This is a genomic window from Marivirga arenosa (genome assembly GCF_030503895.2).
In the GTDB taxonomy this organism is placed as follows: domain Bacteria; phylum Bacteroidota; class Bacteroidia; order Cytophagales; family Cyclobacteriaceae; genus Marivirga; species Marivirga arenosa.
The window spans coordinates 2,647,780-2,663,848 of record NZ_CP129970.2 but is presented as its reverse complement, the minus strand read 5'-3'; the positions used below and the strand labels follow the sequence as shown (position 1 = coordinate 2,663,848).

The 16,069-nt window shown below is 33.1% G+C and carries 14 protein-coding genes; 1 reads left to right on the top strand and 13 read right to left on the bottom strand.

What is annotated here, in order from left to right; all coding sequences use genetic code 11:
* Position 1: 1 nt before the first annotated feature.
* The 10 genes from QYS48_RS11680 to QYS48_RS11635 form a co-directional block, all read right to left on the bottom strand.
* The gene (locus QYS48_RS11680) at positions 2-1,387 is read right to left on the bottom strand and encodes a LysM peptidoglycan-binding domain-containing protein (RefSeq protein WP_308356052.1); all 1,386 of its coding nucleotides are present in this window, start codon (positions 1,385-1,387) and stop codon (positions 2-4) included.
* Between the two features lie 88 nt (positions 1,388-1,475).
* Positions 1,476-2,900, bottom strand: a complete 1,425-nt coding sequence (gene gatA / locus QYS48_RS11675) for an Asp-tRNA(Asn)/Glu-tRNA(Gln) amidotransferase subunit GatA (RefSeq protein ID WP_308356051.1) — start codon at positions 2,898-2,900, stop codon at positions 1,476-1,478.
* Positions 2,901-2,902: 2 nt separating this feature from the next.
* Positions 2,903-3,148: a twin-arginine translocase TatA/TatE family subunit gene (locus QYS48_RS11670; RefSeq protein ID WP_308356049.1), complete on the bottom strand. Its 246-nt coding sequence runs from the start codon at positions 3,146-3,148 to the stop codon at positions 2,903-2,905.
* A gap of 151 nt (positions 3,149-3,299) precedes the next feature.
* Positions 3,300-4,505 carry a peptidoglycan DD-metalloendopeptidase family protein gene (locus QYS48_RS11665; protein ID WP_308356048.1) on the bottom strand — a complete coding sequence of 402 codons (1,206 nt, stop codon included), beginning with the start codon at positions 4,503-4,505 and terminating at the stop codon, positions 3,300-3,302.
* Entirely contained in the window at positions 4,495-5,241 is a 747-nt protein-coding gene (locus tag QYS48_RS11660) for a DUF4292 domain-containing protein (RefSeq protein WP_302123697.1), read from the bottom strand. Before QYS48_RS11660 ends, QYS48_RS11665 begins: the two co-directional genes overlap by 11 nt.
* Positions 5,225-6,985, bottom strand: a complete 1,761-nt coding sequence (locus QYS48_RS11655) for a tetratricopeptide repeat protein (protein WP_308356047.1) — start codon at positions 6,983-6,985, stop codon at positions 5,225-5,227. Before QYS48_RS11655 ends, QYS48_RS11660 begins: the two co-directional genes overlap by 17 nt.
* 6 nt (positions 6,986-6,991) lie before the next feature.
* Positions 6,992-8,002: a sugar phosphate nucleotidyltransferase gene (locus QYS48_RS11650; RefSeq protein ID WP_302101648.1), complete on the bottom strand. Its 1,011-nt coding sequence runs from the start codon at positions 8,000-8,002 to the stop codon at positions 6,992-6,994.
* Positions 8,003-8,065: 63 nt separating this feature from the next.
* Entirely contained in the window at positions 8,066-8,500 is a 435-nt protein-coding gene (gene dut / locus QYS48_RS11645; RefSeq protein ID WP_302123691.1) for a dUTP diphosphatase, read from the bottom strand.
* Between the two features lie 25 nt (positions 8,501-8,525).
* On the bottom strand, positions 8,526-10,004 hold the full coding sequence (locus QYS48_RS11640) for a polysaccharide biosynthesis C-terminal domain-containing protein (protein ID WP_308356046.1): 1,479 nt from the start codon (positions 10,002-10,004) through the stop codon (positions 8,526-8,528).
* 149 nt (positions 10,005-10,153) lie between these two features.
* Positions 10,154-10,939 carry an enoyl-CoA hydratase/isomerase family protein gene (locus QYS48_RS11635; RefSeq protein ID WP_302101653.1) on the bottom strand — a complete coding sequence of 262 codons (786 nt, stop codon included), beginning with the start codon at positions 10,937-10,939 and terminating at the stop codon, positions 10,154-10,156.
* 268 nt (positions 10,940-11,207) lie between these two features.
* Here QYS48_RS11635 and QYS48_RS11630 point away from each other — a divergent pair, with 268 nt between their 5' ends.
* Positions 11,208-12,332 (top strand): T9SS type A sorting domain-containing protein, encoded by a 1,125-nt coding sequence (locus tag QYS48_RS11630; RefSeq protein WP_308356045.1) that lies wholly within the window; start codon positions 11,208-11,210, stop codon positions 12,330-12,332.
* Positions 12,333-12,537: 205 nt separating this feature from the next.
* Here the strand turns inward: QYS48_RS11630 and QYS48_RS11625 are convergent, their stop codons facing one another.
* From QYS48_RS11625 to fabG, 3 genes are all read right to left on the bottom strand, one after another.
* A complete protein-coding gene (locus tag QYS48_RS11625) occupies positions 12,538-14,586 on the bottom strand; it encodes an OmpA family protein (RefSeq protein WP_308356044.1) in 2,049 nt (682 codons plus the stop codon).
* A 46-nt stretch (positions 14,587-14,632) separates the two neighbouring features.
* Complete coding sequence (locus QYS48_RS11620) at positions 14,633-15,127, bottom strand: hypothetical protein (protein WP_302101659.1); 495 nt, start codon at positions 15,125-15,127, stop codon at positions 14,633-14,635.
* A gap of 156 nt (positions 15,128-15,283) precedes the next feature.
* Positions 15,284-16,036: a 3-oxoacyl-[acyl-carrier-protein] reductase gene (gene fabG / locus QYS48_RS11615; RefSeq protein WP_308356043.1), complete on the bottom strand. Its 753-nt coding sequence runs from the start codon at positions 16,034-16,036 to the stop codon at positions 15,284-15,286.
* Between the last annotated feature and the right edge of the window lie 33 nt (positions 16,037-16,069).

The following is a 16,069-nucleotide window of genomic DNA, read 5'->3' as shown; positions in this document are numbered from 1 at the left end:
TTTATGAATTTTCTTTAATCTTAAGAATCTGTCCGGGCTTAATCCCATTACCCTCCAAATTATTCATTTTTTTCAACTTCTCTACAGAAAGACCTTCAAATTTTCTGGAAATATCCCATAAGGTATCTCCGTATTGAACTCTATATTGGCCAGATTTAAGTGCTACCCTCTGGCTATTTAAGTTATTCTGGCTTGCTGCTTTTAATTGCATATTCACATTATCATAAAAGCCATCCTCAATCCAAATATTTAAGTTTTGTCCTACTCTAATAGTAGTTCCTCTAATATTATTCCATTGCTGAATATCCCCTATTCTGACATTATAAGTTTGAGCAATTTTACCGAGAACATCTCCTGGCTTCACCTTGTAAGCTAGCTTTTGTCTTCCATAAGTACTCCCTAATTCATTTCTTGCTAATCGTTCAAAATGCTCTTTTCCTTGACTCGCAAACTTCATGATCTCATCGAGATGGGAATCAACAAATTCTTTTTGATCAGAAGGGATTCTTAATTGATAACTTGCGTGATGATCAGAAATAGCTCCATGCTTCAATTCAGGATTAAGCTCATTTAAAGTTTCTATGCAAATACCACTATGCTCTGCAAATAAAGATAGATTTAAAAATTCATTTATGGTTACAGTGGAGTATTCCGGCAAATATTCATACTCATCAATAAATAAATTATGCTCCTCTAAGTAATTCATACTGTACATAATGGCTATAAATTGAGGAACATATGACCGGGTTTCTCTATATAAATAAGGGTATATTTCCCAGAAGCTTTTTTTATACCCACTTCTTCTGATGGCTTTTCTAACATTACCTGGGCCTGTATTGTAGGCTGCAAGGGCTAATTGCCAATCATTATAAAAATATTTGTAAAGGAATGATAAATAACGACAAGCAGCATCAGTGGATTTTTCCATATCCATCTTTTCATCCATGTACCAGTTTTCATGTAGTCCATAATCTAATCGTCCTGTAAGAGGCATAAATTGCCATAAACCAACTGCTCCAGCTGGTGATTGAGCTTTTGGATTTAAACCAGATTCTACAATTGCTAAATATTTCAACTCTTCAGGCAAATCGTATTGCGCTAAATATTTCTCAATCATAGGAAAATATTTGGTCTGCAGTTTAGCTACTTTTCTAGTATAATCTCTATCAGTTACAGTAAAATAATTGATAAATGAATTAACTATACTATTATAAGTTAGGGGGATTTCATTTTCAATGGAGGAAAGTCTTTCCTGAATAATTTCATTATTGAATTCAGGAATAAATTCGTATTCATGATTTAAAACAATCAAACTATCTGAAACAGAATCCATTTGAATTTCAATAGTATCTGATTCCTCAATACTATCTGCTTGTTGTAAATTCATTTGATATGCTTCTACATTCAAAGAAGTGTAAATCAAAAAAAGCACAGCGATATATTTACTGACAATCTTCACCCACATATTAATAAAATTAGGAATTCATCAGATAATTAGAAAATGCATACAACTCATTTTCTTTAAAAACATCCGTCATCACCTGAAGTCCAATCGGCATGTTTGATTTATCTCTACCATTTGGAATCGAAATTGCTGGTATACCTGATACATTAGCTTGAACGGTAAAAATATCTTCCAAGTACATCTCCGCAGGATTTTCTCGATCAGAATTAAGTGGAAATGCGGTACTTGGAGTCGTTGGCATTATGATAAAATCATATTTTGAAAGAATATCTCGAGTTTCATCTCTAATTATTCTTCTTACTTTTTGTGCTTTTGTGTAGTAAGCATCATAATAACTAGCTGACAGCACAAAAGTACCTAGCATAATTCTTCTCTTGACTTCCTCTCCAAATCCTTGAGTTCTAGAAAGCTTATACATGCTTTCCATATTATAGGCTTCTGGGGCTCTATATCCATATCGGACGCCATCAAAACGAGATAAGTTTGAACTTGCTTCAGCTGTTGTTAATATATAATAAGTTGGTAGAACATAATCTAAATGAGGAAATGTGACCTCCTCAACTTCATGGCCTTGTTCTTTTAGCCAGTTTAACCTTTCTAAGGTTGAGTTTTTAATTTCTTCTTGCAGGGCTTCATTTTCAATTGTTTCTTTTATAAAAGCAACTCTAGCCTTTTTATTAAAAGATAATTGCTTTGAATATTCAGGTACTTCCTTATTAGAAACGGTACTGTCATAATCGTCTGAACCTGAAATGACTTCAAGAATAAGAGCATTATCTTCAATGTTCTTTGAGAACACTCCGATGCAATCGAAGGAAGAAGCAAATGCTATTAATCCATATCTAGATACTCTAGAATAGGTAGGTTTAATGCCGACAACACCACAGAATGCTGCTGGTTGTCTAACTGAACCGCCCGTATCAGTACCTAATGCAGCCATGCATAATCCAGCTTGAACTGAAACAGCTGATGCTCCTGAAGAACCTCCTGGTACTTTTAAATTATCATCAGCATTTAATGTAGGACCGAATGCTGAATTTTCATTTGAAGAGCCCATTGCAAATTCGTCACAATTCTGTGATCCAATAATGATGGCATCCTCGTCTAAAAGTCTTTGAACTGAAGTAGCGGTGAATTGAGATTCAAAACCTTCTAATATTTTAGATGCAGAACGAACTTCTTTATTCTTCTGCACTAAAACATCCTTAATACCTATCACTAATCCGAATAGCTTGCCTAAAGATTGACCAGAATCTATTTTATTCTGTAATTCTTGAGCTTTCGAAATAGCTTCAGAATGGTAAACATCAAGAAAAACATTAAGATGTTTATTCTCCTCTATTGATTTAAGATAATGTTCTACAACTGAAACAAGGGTATAGCTCCCCTCCCTCAGCTCATTCTGAAGCTGCTGTAGACTGTGATAGGTCTCCAATATTATTGGTCTTTAGTATTGCTACTTTGAGTGCTATCAGTTTTAGAGGTAGTGTTATGAGAAGTACCTCCGTCTTCAATATTGTCTTTAATTTCTGTAGTAGCATCCTTAAATTCTCTGATACCTCTACCTAAACCTCTAGCTAAATCAGGTATTCTTTTAGCACCAAAAAATATTAAAATTACTAACATGATTAAAAGGATTTCCCATCCTCCTAAACCACCTAAAAATGCAAATACTGTGTTCATTGCTTGTTATATTATAAATGTAAATGTAAAGTTAAAGAATAATTGATTGCCTAACCAACCCCTTATCAAAAATTGAGTAATTCTATTTCAGAAAGTCTTATTATCACACAATAGTTCATCTAATCTCAAAAAATAATAGGTGAGAATACTTTTATCTTCTAAAAAGCCATTGTTCAGGATTCATCTTTTGATTGTTTTTCCAAACCTGAAATTGAATTTCTGAAGTACCGTCATTGTCGGTATAAACTATCCCTAGTGGTTGTTTTGCGGTGACTTTATCTCCTTTTCTAACGCTCACCTCTTTTAGCTTAGCATAAACTGTAAAATACTCACCATGTTGAACCATAACCACATTATTCATACCTGGTATAAATGCTACATTTCTGACTTCCCCATCAAAAACAGCTCGTATCTCTTGATTTTCATTAGTTTGGATATCTACTCCGTCATTTTTGATTTGAATATTTTTATAAACAGGGTGCGGGTGAGTACCGAATTTTTGTGAAATAAAGCCAGAGCTTACAGGCCAAAACAACTTATTTCGGTTACCAGCAAATGAATCTGATAATTCTTTTGCTTCTGGTGTTAAAGCAAACTTTGTGGAAGATGCTCCCTTTGAGCTTTTCTCAATTTCCTTTTTAATTAAATCAGCAATTATTTTCTCTAAGTTTTTAACTGATTTTTTTCTATCTTCTATTTCAGATTTTATTTGTTTCTCTCTTTTGTTGAGCTCTGTTACTAAAGAGCTTTGTTGTTGCTTTAATTTATTTAGCTCTCTATTTCTGAAAATTTGTTCTTGCAAAAGTGTACTTTTTTCTAGTCTAACTTCTTCTACACTTTCTTTTTGACCTATCAATAATTGTTTGATTAACTCAATTTGTGCAGCTTGTTCTCTACGAATTTTCCCATAATATTCCATATACTTTAAACGCATGAACATTTCATAAAAAGACGAGGATGCAAACACATATGCTAGCTTACTAAGCGATTGATTACTTTTTTGAGTGGCATACAACATTTTGGCGTACTCAACTTTCATTTTTTCCAAATCACTCTCCATTGAATTGATAATACTTCCAATCTCATTGAGCTTTTGATTCAATAAATTCAGTTCATTTGAAATGGAATTTGTTAAGGATTGCTGAGCCTGAATTTTATAATTCAAAGCATTTAATTGACCAATTGTAGCCCGCTTTTTGGAAGTTGTTTGATTTAAAATTTTCTCCGCTTCACTTATCTTTTGGAGATTCTCCTTTTTTTCTTTTTCTAACTCCTCTCTAGATTTTTGAGCATAAGAATCGTACCCAAAAATTAAAAAAAGACTTATAAGGCTAATATGGAAAAAATTAATTTTCATATTTACTTGGTACGCTGAATGGGAAAGAGATTGGAGTATTTCCTACTTCTACTTTTGAATGTTCGATTTGCACTTGGGTAGATTCTTCACCTTTTGTGCCTGCAGATATGATTTCAACAATTGCATTGAAGGGAAAGGCTTGTTGATCAACCAAATTAAATTCTGAAAATATAATTTCCATTTTACTTCCATCTGGAATTTCTCTCACCTTAATATTTTGGACTTTTCTGTCTTTAGCAGAGGCAGTAGTTTCCAATTCAAACCTTCCTCTTTTTTGATTAATCATTAATTCTCCTGCCTTTTTTGAGAAGTTATCATCATTTTTAAACTCAAAAACCTGATTTCCTAGCAAAATAGACTGTATCATTTCAAAATCTATTTCAAAATTCAAACTATTACTCAAGGATTTGAAATTATACCGATAAACATCCTTATTCACTCTATCCAGAAAAACTATTGTATCCTGACTTATAAAGCCTCTTGCCGCTTCAATCCCGAAAATAGGTGATACAGAAACCCAGATTATGCTATCTCTCTTCATTCTTATGCTAGCACTTGAGCTTAGGTTTCGGTCGGGAGAACTAAACCGAATTTTAGATTTTGCTTGTAGATAGTCAAAATCAAATTTTTCTAATGCATATTCCTTTTCCACAGATGAAGTAGGTAAAATCTTTTTACCACATGAAGTGAAGACTAAAACTGCGAAACAGATTAATACACTAAATAGACGCGTCATAATATTTTTTTTCAGATATTTTTTTGTCAATTAAATCAGAAGCCCCTCCTAAGGATTTTGCCTTCTTCCATACCTCTAAAGCCCTATCCTTATCGCCAGTTTTGAAAAGCGCATCAGCATAATGTTCAACTATGGTAGCGGAATTACTATTTTCCGCAGCTTTTTCTAAATACTTAAGAGCCTCTTCATACTCTTCCTTTTGGAATAAAACCCATCCGTGGGTATCTAGGAAGGTAGCATTATCAGGGTTCGCTTGCACCATTCTGGATGACAGTTCTTTAGCTCTGTCTAAATTTTCTTTTCTTAGAGATAAATAGTAGGCATAATTATTTATAGCAAAATAATTACTAGGATTAGCTTCAATTGCTTCTTCATAAGACCTAAATGATTTATCAAACTGCTGATTAGCATGGTAGGCATCACCCAATTGAGCCGCAAAAGTGCTTTTTAATCTTGGGTTACCATAAACAATAGATTTGCCTTGCTCCCAGTTCATAATGGCCATTTTATAATTCTTTAATGAAAAATGACCTGATCCACCATATAAATATAATACAGGCTGATTGGGGAAATAGGTCAAGGCTTCATCAGCATATTTTACCACATTTTTATAATTGGCACTTTCCATCTCAATGGATAATAAGTTTTGCCATAATTGAAGATTATCACCATTAATGTTTACTGCTTTACTATAAAAATATTTTGCACTATCTTTTTGATTCAATGCGAAATATAAATCACCATTTGCTGCATAAGCATTTGCATCAGTAGAATGAATTTTTATAATATTTTGACCTAATGCTTTCAGTTTTTTTTGTTCATTTTCAGATGTTATTTTTTGAATTAGTGCAACGAAATTATTCAGTTTATCTTCTAAAGGTATTTCCTCTGAAGTAAAAGCCTTTTCAAAATATGGTAGTGCTAACTCAAATTCTCCATTTTGCCTGTAAAGCTTAGCTAATTCCATTTGAACCAAAGCTTGATTTGGATAATCGTCCAAATATGATTTCAAATAATTAATAGCATCATCTTTTTTATCATTTGACAACATGATCTGAGCTACAGAAACAGCATAATCACCAATTTTCGGATAAGCATTTACTAATCTTTTTCCTTCCTCAATGGCTTCTTTTAATTTATTCTGCTTTAAATAAATTTTTTGCTTTTGAGTACTTACTTCTTCTAAAATACCTATCCTACTTTCGATTCTGTCATACGTATTCAGCGCCATATTAAGATCATTACTATATAAATAAAGCGCTGCAAGCTCTAATAAATAATCATCTGGAGCATTTTCAGAAAATTTATATAAATTTTCGTAAGTCTGAATTGCTTCAGAAAGACTTCCTAATTCGGTTTGTATTTCTGCTTTTAAAGCTTGGTAGTAATAATTGGATTGATCTTTCTCAGTTGATTTAGAGATGTAAAAAAGTGCTTGATTCTTATCATCACTATCCTTTAAAATTTTAGCGATTTGATAATTTAAAGCGGCATTTTCAGGCATAATTTGATGAGCCTTCATAAAACTATCCAAAGCTTTTGCTTTATCATCGATAGCTAAATGATGCATACCTTCAACGATTAGGAATTCTACATTAAAGCGATCCACTTTTAAAGGATCAGCTTCAGGTAATATATCTTCTTGTTGAGGTGTATCAGGAACTTGAGCGTACCCAAGTTGAGCCATCGCAATTAAAAGCAATACAAAAATGCTACTTACACTATTCCCTACCCTATTTAACACTATAAATTATTCAATTACTTTGTTGTAATCCCCTATACTCAAATCTTTAGCTGCTCCATTGTAAGAAACAAAATTCCCGAGCATACTGTCTTTAATTTGAGCTTCAGTAATATTTGTATTCGTTTGAATTATACTATTCTTAATTCTGCTATCTGCCACCTTAGTATCATCTCCTATGGAAACATGAGGACCAATAACTGAGTTCTCAATACTTACATTTTCACCCAAATACACTGGCGGGATAATAACTGAGTTGTTTATACTTGCTGATTCACTAATTAAATTCTCATGCTTAATAAACTCTAAATATCTTTGATTGGTATAAACGGTTGCATCTTTATTTCCGCAATCTAACCATTCAGTTACCGTACCAGGGCGTAATTTTACACCCTTATCTTTCATATTCTCAAGCGCGACAGTAATCTGAAATTCGCCTCCTGCGTCTTTAATATCATTATCTAAAAGATACTGTAACTCTTTTCTTAAATCTTCTCCTTTTTGGAAATAATAAATCCCGATGATTGCTAAATTAGAAACAGGAGTTTCAGGTTTTTCAATAAAATCAGTAATGACATTATTATCATCCACTTTAACCACGCCAAAAGCTGAAGGATCATCTACTTTCTGAGTCCAGATTATACCTTCTTCAGAAGTATCTAATTTAAAATCCGCTTTAAAGAGTGTATCCGCAAAGGCTACGACTGTATTTCCATCCAATAACTCTTTAGCACACATGATAGCGTGTGCTGTACCTAAAGCTTCTTCCTGATAATGGATAGAACCTTTTGCACCTACCGATTCAGCTATTTTTAGAAGACTTGCTTCAATTTCTTTGCCGAAAGATGATTTAATTATAAATCCTATTTTATCAACGTCACTTCCACAAACCTTAGCAATATCTTCAACTAACCTTTGTACAATAGGCTTACCCGCAATTGGCACTAAAGGTTTAGGGACGGTAAGTGTATGAGGTCGCATGCGTTTCCCCATGCCGGCCATAGGTATAATTATATTCATTTTTCTATATTTTTATTGAACCATAAGGTTCTTTTAACATCGATTTTATAAAACTTCTTCAAGTTATGATTTTCCAGTGCTACCAAATCCACCGGCACTTCTTTCAGAATCTTCTAGAGTTTCTACTAAATTCCAATCAATTTGTTCATGTTTAGCTATGACCATTTGCGCTATTCTTTCTCCATTTTCGATCAGAAAGCTTTCATCTGAAAGATTAACTAATAAAACTTTCAATTCCCCTCTGTAGTCAGCATCAATTGTACCAGGACTATTAAGCACCGTTATTCCATGCTTGTAAGCTAATCCACTTCTGGGTCTGATCTGTGCTTCATAACCTTTGGGTAATTCCATAAATAGGCCTGTAGGAACCAATACTCTTTGCATGGGCTTCAAATTAATAGGCTCTTCCAAATTAGCTCGTAAATCTAAGCCTGCTGAACTTTCTGTTTGATAAGCTGGAAGTTCATTATTTGATTTATTGATAACGTTTACTTTCATAATTAGAATTCTAAATTCAAAAGTATCAATTTAATTTATTGGAAAAAACCCTTTTGCGTTCATATAAATATACAATTAGGATAAAAATCAAAGTAATAAGTACTCCTAACGTATAATTCAGCCAAGATGAATCAGGTTTGAAATAAAAATAAGTAGCAATAAGTATTCCTGAGATTAAAATATTTAAAAATATCTTCCCTACCTGATATGGAATTTTAAAATACTTTTGACCGGTAAAATAACAATACACCATCATGCTAAAATACGCTAAAAGTGTTGCGATAGCTGCTCCAGTATAACCTAAAATTGGTATTAATATCAAATCACCTACTAACGTAACCAAGCCTCCTAAAACACTAATATAAACTCCATAATAAGTCTTATCTGTAATCTTAAACCAAATACTTAAGTTTACATAGATTCCAAAGAATAATTTTCCTAAAAGTAAAATTGGAACTAAGAATAAAGCATCTCGGTATCCTGAGCCTCGAAGGAAAATCTGACCAATTAAATCAGCATTTAAACTCACCCCCACCCATATTATCAAAGAAAGAGAAACAAAATAATACAATACTTTCGCGAATAACTCTGGCGCTTGTTTATCTTCTGCCTGACTAAAAAAGAATGGCTCTCCTGCATAACGAAATGCTTGTACTGCTAGCGCCATAAAAACACTTAACTTAAAGGCCGCAGAATAAATACCTATTGCAGCTTTTGCGTTTATTCCAGCATAAAAATCTTCTGGAAGAAGAAATTCGAATAATATTTTATCTAATTGTTCTACTGCAATACCAGCAACTCCCATTAATAATATTGGCCATGCATAAACCAACATTTTTCTTAATTTTATCCACTGTATTTGAAGATGAGCAGAAAAGATCTCTTTGTATAAAATCAAAATCATTGAAATATTCGCTAAGAGATTTGCTAAAAACACATAACCAATTCCAACGCTTTCTTTCGAATCCCAATTCATAAATCCTTTTTTTGCCAAATATGGGAAAAGCATTAAGAAAAGAATGTTGAAAGCTATATTTAAGACTATACTGCTCATTCTGGTAAAAGCAAATTTCTTTGCTTTATGCTCTAATCTTAATTTAGCAAGAGGAATAGCAATAATTGCATCGATAAAAAAGATTACCGCAAGGTAACGTACAATGTAAGTTTCAACAGATAATTTAAGAAAATCGATAATCTGTTCTGAGAATAAAAATATTGCTGTACTGAAAATTAAGGAGCTTATTAAAATGGAAGTAAAGGCCTGAGAATAATAGCTATTATCTTTCTCTTTTGTAGAAAACCTAAAAAAAGCGGTTTCCATTCCATAGGTATAAATAATATTTAAGAAAGCAGCATAAGCATAAAGCTGATTTAGACTACCATATTCCGCCTCCAAAAAAATTGCCGTGTGAATGGGTACTAATAAGTAATTTAACAATCTTCCCAAAATGCTGGGTAATCCATATAAACCGGCTTCAGATGCTAACTTTTTAAGTGGATTCATCGCTGGGGGTTGGATGTTGGAAGATGGAAGCAGGAAGTTGAGATAAAGAGATTAAAAATAGGGAGATAACTACCAAAAAGATAATTTAACTCCCTATTTACCATTTCTATTTAATTACTAATTAAAAAATTACTAATTATTACTTAAACCTACTCTCCTTTGAACTCTGCAGCTCTTTTCTCTAAGAATGCTTTAGTACCTTCTTTAAAATCTTCAGATTTACAGCAAGCAGCAAAACTATTAGCCTCCGTTTGATAACCATTCTCTTCACCAGCATAGTAAGCATTTACGCTATCGATTACCATACCAATTGCTAATGGTGCTTTACTATTAATTTTATGTAAAATAGAATTAGCTAAAGTCATTAATTCTTCTTGACTTTCGGCTATATGATTCACCAAACCTAAATTTTTAGCTTCTTCGGCACCAATAAAATCAGCAGTCATCATTAACTCTAATGCTTTACCTTTTCCAATAAGCTGTGTTAATCTTTGGGTACCTCCATAACCTGGGATTATTCCTAGATTCACTTCAGGCTGCCCAAATTTAGCATTTGGTGTAGCAATTCTCATGTGGCAAGACATGGCTAATTCACATCCTCCACCCAGAGCAAAACCATTAACCGCTGCAAGCACAGGTTTATGGCATTTCTCAATCATTTCGAAAACTTCCTGACCATTCTCAGAAAACTTTCTGCCATTCATCTCATTTAATTCTGAAATTTCAGAAATATCAGCTCCCGCCACAAAAGCTTTTTCACCAGCTCCTGTGATGATTACTGACTTTACTTCAGGATTATCATAAATATCTTGAAAGGCTTCACGCAGCTCTTCAATGGTAGCTATATTTAAGGCATTTAGTTTTTCGGCTCTATTGATGGTGATGGTTAATACACCATTGTCATTAGCCAGTTGTAGGTTTGCAAAATCAGCCATAAATGATTTAAAGTTTCTATGAAATCACAAATATAGCGTATGTAGCCCCAACCACAAAGGGCAAATGGTATTATTGAAAATTGAATCAAGTGCTTTTATTAAGAAAATAAGCCTTTATCGAACCATATCTACATTTAACCTATTAAAATAACTCATTTAAATCCAACTATGTGCTGATTATCGTAAATAGTCATACTTATGTAAGAAAGGCTAGTATTTCAACTAGTTTTTAAGAACTGAATAGTATCATTAGACGTATATTTGCATTATGAAAAAGGTAGGAATATTAATTCTGTTATTAACAAGTTTTCAAGCTTTTAGCCAATCAAGTTTTGATGAGCAAACTGGAGCCTGGACTGCAAACTCAACCTGGAATGGAAGCAATGCGCCAGGAACCACTGGTTTGAAAAATATAAATATTACGATTAACGGTACTGTTACTAGGACTGGTAGTTTGGATTTTGATCAAAATGCAAACATAACCATCAACAACAATACAGATGACAGTGATACTCTAATAGTTACGGGTGATCTTATTTTTAAAAACAATACTGTTTTAACAATAAGAGGATCCAGTATATTAATTATACTTGGCAACTTAGAATCTAATAACAATATTAATGTTTCTTCAAGTGGTAAATTGGTAGTAGTAGGCTCTGCTTCTACAGGAAATAATACTAACATATCGAACAGTGGTGATTTTTATATTTTAGGTACAAATAATTTAGGAACTGGAGGAGGCAGTAATTATGCTGGTACTACACCTGGAGATGCTCAAGATTTGGTAGATAATGATCAAGCTTTAGCAGATTATCTTGTTAATGATCTAGGAGTAGTAAATTCAACACTACCCATTGAACTAAAATCATTCTCAGCATCGATATTTAACAATAATATTAATCTAGACTGGATCACAGCCAAAGAAGAGAATTTCTCACACTTCGAGCTTGAGCGTTCTTTAGATCAAAAAAATTGGGAGCAAATAGGAATAGTTCAAGGACTAGGTGAAAGTAATTCAGATGTTTATTATGACTTTACTGATGAAAACGCTCCTTTTGGTAAGCTTTATTATCGTTTAAAATCTGTCGACATTGATGCTACTTTTGAATATTCACCAGTTTTAAGTATTGAAAAAGGTTTTGAAGGGAATTTAAGAATAATGCCGAATCCTGCTCAAAATGCTTCAAATTTAAAGATATATGTTCCTGCCAAATTCAAAGAAAATATTGATTACGTAGGTTTATTTGACTTATCAGGAGTTAAAATTCAAGAATTCAGAAATTTTGATACTCAATCAAGTCTACAAATTGAAAAAGAATTGAAAGCCGGTATGTATATTTTAAAAGTAAATCACAATAGCTTACAAGAAAATATCAGAATAATAATTCAATAACAAAATATAGATCAACAATAGGGTTAGCCTCGCAATTATTGCGGGGCCTTTTTATTTTAATAGGTGACAAATTTACAGGTTTTCAAAAGTTGTCAAGTTATTGATAAAGAAAAGATTTTTTCTGATTAATTGATTCTGACCACTTAAAAATATTGCCATAATTAAATACTTGACAACAAGTCAACATAGTAACTTGTCAACTTGATTAGTTAAAATCAAATTCATCAGATGATGATTGCTCTGGTACTTCTTCCTCACTCTTAATTTCTACCTCTGTGGTTCCTTTTTTGAATTTAGCTTCTTCGGCTTCTCTCATTTTACGAGCAATCTCCTTATCGTATTCCGTTACTTTAAATTCAGTTCTACGATTGGTTTCATGTTCCTCTTCGGTTTGAGCATCCTGAATTATAAGTTGACTTTCACCATATCCTCTGGCCTTAATTCTAGATGGATCTATACCCTGAGATATTATATAAGCCACTGCAGACTCTGCTCTTCTTCTTGAAAGATCTTGATTATAAGCTGCCTCTCCACGTGCATCGGTATGTGAACTTAATTCAATTTTAATTGGAGGGTTGTCTTCCAAAATTGTAACTAATCGATCTAATTCTTTTGCGGCATCCGCTCGGATATTAGCCGAATCAAAATCATAATAAATATTTTCTAGCTCAAAGGCTTTATCTAAGATGATTTCTTCAAGCAAAATTTCGGTTTCAAAAACCTTATTAGTGATCAAAGCATCTAATTTAGATTTATCCAGGGTTTTACCTATAGTCGAAAAGGTTTTTCGAGTGGTGAAATAATTTTCTTTCTCGGCTATAATGAAATAATTTTCTTCTTCTGACACTCTGAAATTAAATTTCCCATCTTGACCCGTCATAATTTCCCCTAACAATACACTATCAGAAGAGAATAATCTAACGCTAGTACCTGGTAATATCACCTCATCATTATTTTGATTACGGGTTGTACTAACTCCTGCTAAAAAGTAATTAACGATTTTAAGGTTAGGGTCTTCGTTTTTCCAAGTATAGATATCATCTCTGCCTTCTCCACCTGGACGATCGCTCGAGAAAAAGCCTCTATCTGGGGAATACATAAAAACGGCAAAATCATCCTTATTAGAATTCATAGGCTTTCCAAGATGAGATATAGTGATTTTACCTCCTTTTCTTTCCGCTACGAATATATCTAGCTTTCCTAAGCCTGGATGGCCATTTGATGAAAAATATAGTTTCCCATCTTGGGAGGTTGAGGGAAACATTTCATCACCTGGTGTATTAATTCGATCTCCTAAATTTCTAACATTACCCCATTGTCCACGACTATTTACTGTAGCAGAATAAAGATCCACTCCGCCAAAACCTCCCTCTCGGGTGGAAGAGAAGTAAAGTGTTCGGCCATCTTCACTAAAAGCAGGAGTCGAATTCCAAGCATTTGGATCATTAATCCGCATTAATTCAGGTTCAGACCATTGTCCACTGCGATAACGAGTAATGTATAAATTTACATCGTTTTGGCCTTTACGCTTGCCGGTATTTCCACGAGCAAAAATCATAGTTCTACCTCTAGGACCAATTGCTATTGAGCCTTCATTTGCATCAGGCCAATTTATAATAGGAGGTAATTTTTCTATAGTAGTAGTATCAACATTTGCCCCCCTTGATTTCACTTGATAGATATCAGAAAAATTATCTCCTGTAGCTTTATAAATTCTACTGTCTTCATCACGGGTTGAAGTAAAATAAAGTTTATCATCATTAAAAAACGGAGCATACTCAGCTGCCGGTGTATTTATTTCCTGAAGGTTTTTAACTGTGTAAAAAGTCTGATCTTCTAATATTTCATCAATATTGTAAAGATTATTTAATTGAAAATTAGCTAATTTTTTAAATTCATCATTATTAGCATTGGGTAAGTAACTCTCTAATACTTCTTTGGCCTTTTTATAATTTGAATTTGCTTTTAATGACAAAGCATAATTATAATATACCTCATCTTCCTGATAACCTGAATCAATTGCAGCTTTATAATAAGGGGCTGCAATTTCTAATCTATTGGAAAGCCTATAGGCTTCAGCCGTATAAAACAATGCTTGAGCAGCATTTTCATTTTTCCTAATAGCTGATTGATAGAGATCGATAGCTGAATTATACTCTCCTTTTTCAAATTTCTTTTCTGCTTTTTTATAAACAGAACAAGCATTAACAATTAAAAAGGTGAATATTAAAAATATGTACGCTTTGGTTTTCAATAGTTTAGTTTTTTACACTACTATAAGAACGAAAAATAGTATAAAATTATACTTTCTCTTTAAAAAATCTTGACATCCAACTTTCAGAAGCTGGTATTAACCATTTTGAATTAAAATCAGCTTTTGTTGTCACCATATTATTAAAAGTAAGTAAATCAGCTGATATTTCGTTTCCTTCAACCTTAGATTTAATGGAAGGAAGATTTTCTAAAACTACCTCCTCACCTTTTAGGAATGCAACTTTACTTTTATCCAATAAATTAATATTTAATTCATTTTCGATTGCTCTAATAAAGTGAACCGATTTATCAATTGAACAGCCCGTAGCTTGTGATTTAGTTTCATCCACTGCGAGTACTATAAATTGATCATATTTCACTTCAATGCTAGCATGTAAAGTTTTGTTATGGGCCGTCCAAGAATCAACAAATGCTTTACCATTCATTAAAATGAATTCCTTTTCATTTTCAGTTAATTTTCTATCGGCTTGATAAACCCACAATCTTGAATTATCATCTAAATCACTAAAATCGGTATACATATCTAAAAGTAAATTATATCTTATTAATCGATCAGCTTAACGAGCATTCTCCTCATTAAGTTTGAAGAATTTGTTTAACTACATAAGAAGAATTTGCTGAAAAAAGTTTCTAGCTATAATCATTGATATAGCTAGAAACTTAATTTTGAATTTTGATTAGGTTAACATTCCACCGTCAACCTGAATTACTTGACCCGTAATGTAGGATGACATATCAGAACCTAAGAAAACGCATAAATCAGCTACGTCCTCAGGTCTCCCGCCTCGTTTCAACGGAATAGCATCTCTCCATCCTTGTACGGTTTTTTCGTCTAATGCATCCGTCATTTCAGTTTCAATAAATCCCGGAGCTATGGCATTTGATCTAATGTTTCTGGAACCAAGCTCTAAAGCCACTGATTTCGTAAATCCAATTATACCAGCTTTTGAAGCAGCATAATTCGCTTGACCAGCATTACCTTTTACCCCAACAACTGAAGTCATATTAATAATAGATCCGCTTTTTTGCTTCATGAAAGTTCTGTTGGCTGCTTTCACAGTATTGAAACATGATTTTAAATTGATATTAATGACGTCATCCCACATTTCCTCCGTCATTCTCATCAATAAATTATCTTTAGTGATACCCGCATTATTTACCAAAATATCTAGGCTACCAAAATCAGCTACAACCCCTGCAATTAATTCTTCTGCTGCTTTAAAATCGGAAGCATCAGAACGATAGCCTTTAACTTTTACTCCATAAGCATCAGCCAATTCCTTTTCTAAAGCCTGACCTTTTTCCATACTTGATAAAAACGTAAAAGCAACATTAGCTCCTTGCTCAGCATATTTTTGGGCAATGGCTTTACCAATCCCTTTAGATGCACCTGTTATAAGTGCAGTTTTTCCATCTAATAGTTTTGTCATAATAGGTTTGAAGTTGATTTTAAAAAGTCTAAA

Coding starts and splice junctions, on each gene's coding strand:
- QYS48_RS11650 (WP_302101648.1), bottom strand. CDS start 8,002: ATGAATATAATTATACCTATGGCCGGCATGGGGAAACGCATGCGACCT.
- QYS48_RS11670 (WP_308356049.1), bottom strand. CDS start 3,148: ATGAACACAGTATTTGCATTTTTAGGTGGTTTAGGAGGATGGGAAATC.
- QYS48_RS11620 (WP_302101659.1), bottom strand. CDS start 15,127: ATGTATACCGATTTTAGTGATTTAGATGATAATTCAAGATTGTGGGTT.
- QYS48_RS11630 (WP_308356045.1), top strand. CDS start 11,208: ATGAAAAAGGTAGGAATATTAATTCTGTTATTAACAAGTTTTCAAGCT.
- QYS48_RS11640 (WP_308356046.1), bottom strand. CDS start 10,004: ATGAATCCACTTAAAAAGTTAGCATCTGAAGCCGGTTTATATGGATTA.
- QYS48_RS11665 (WP_308356048.1), bottom strand. CDS start 4,505: ATGAAAATTAATTTTTTCCATATTAGCCTTATAAGTCTTTTTTTAATT.
- QYS48_RS11660 (WP_302123697.1), bottom strand. CDS start 5,241: ATGACGCGTCTATTTAGTGTATTAATCTGTTTCGCAGTTTTAGTCTTC.
- QYS48_RS11680 (WP_308356052.1), bottom strand. CDS start 1,387: ATGAATTTACAACAAGCAGATAGTATTGAGGAATCAGATACTATTGAA.
- QYS48_RS11635 (WP_302101653.1), bottom strand. CDS start 10,939: ATGGCTGATTTTGCAAACCTACAACTGGCTAATGACAATGGTGTATTA.
- dut (WP_302123691.1), bottom strand. CDS start 8,500: ATGAAAGTAAACGTTATCAATAAATCAAATAATGAACTTCCAGCTTAT.
- fabG (WP_308356043.1), bottom strand. CDS start 16,036: ATGACAAAACTATTAGATGGAAAAACTGCACTTATAACAGGTGCATCT.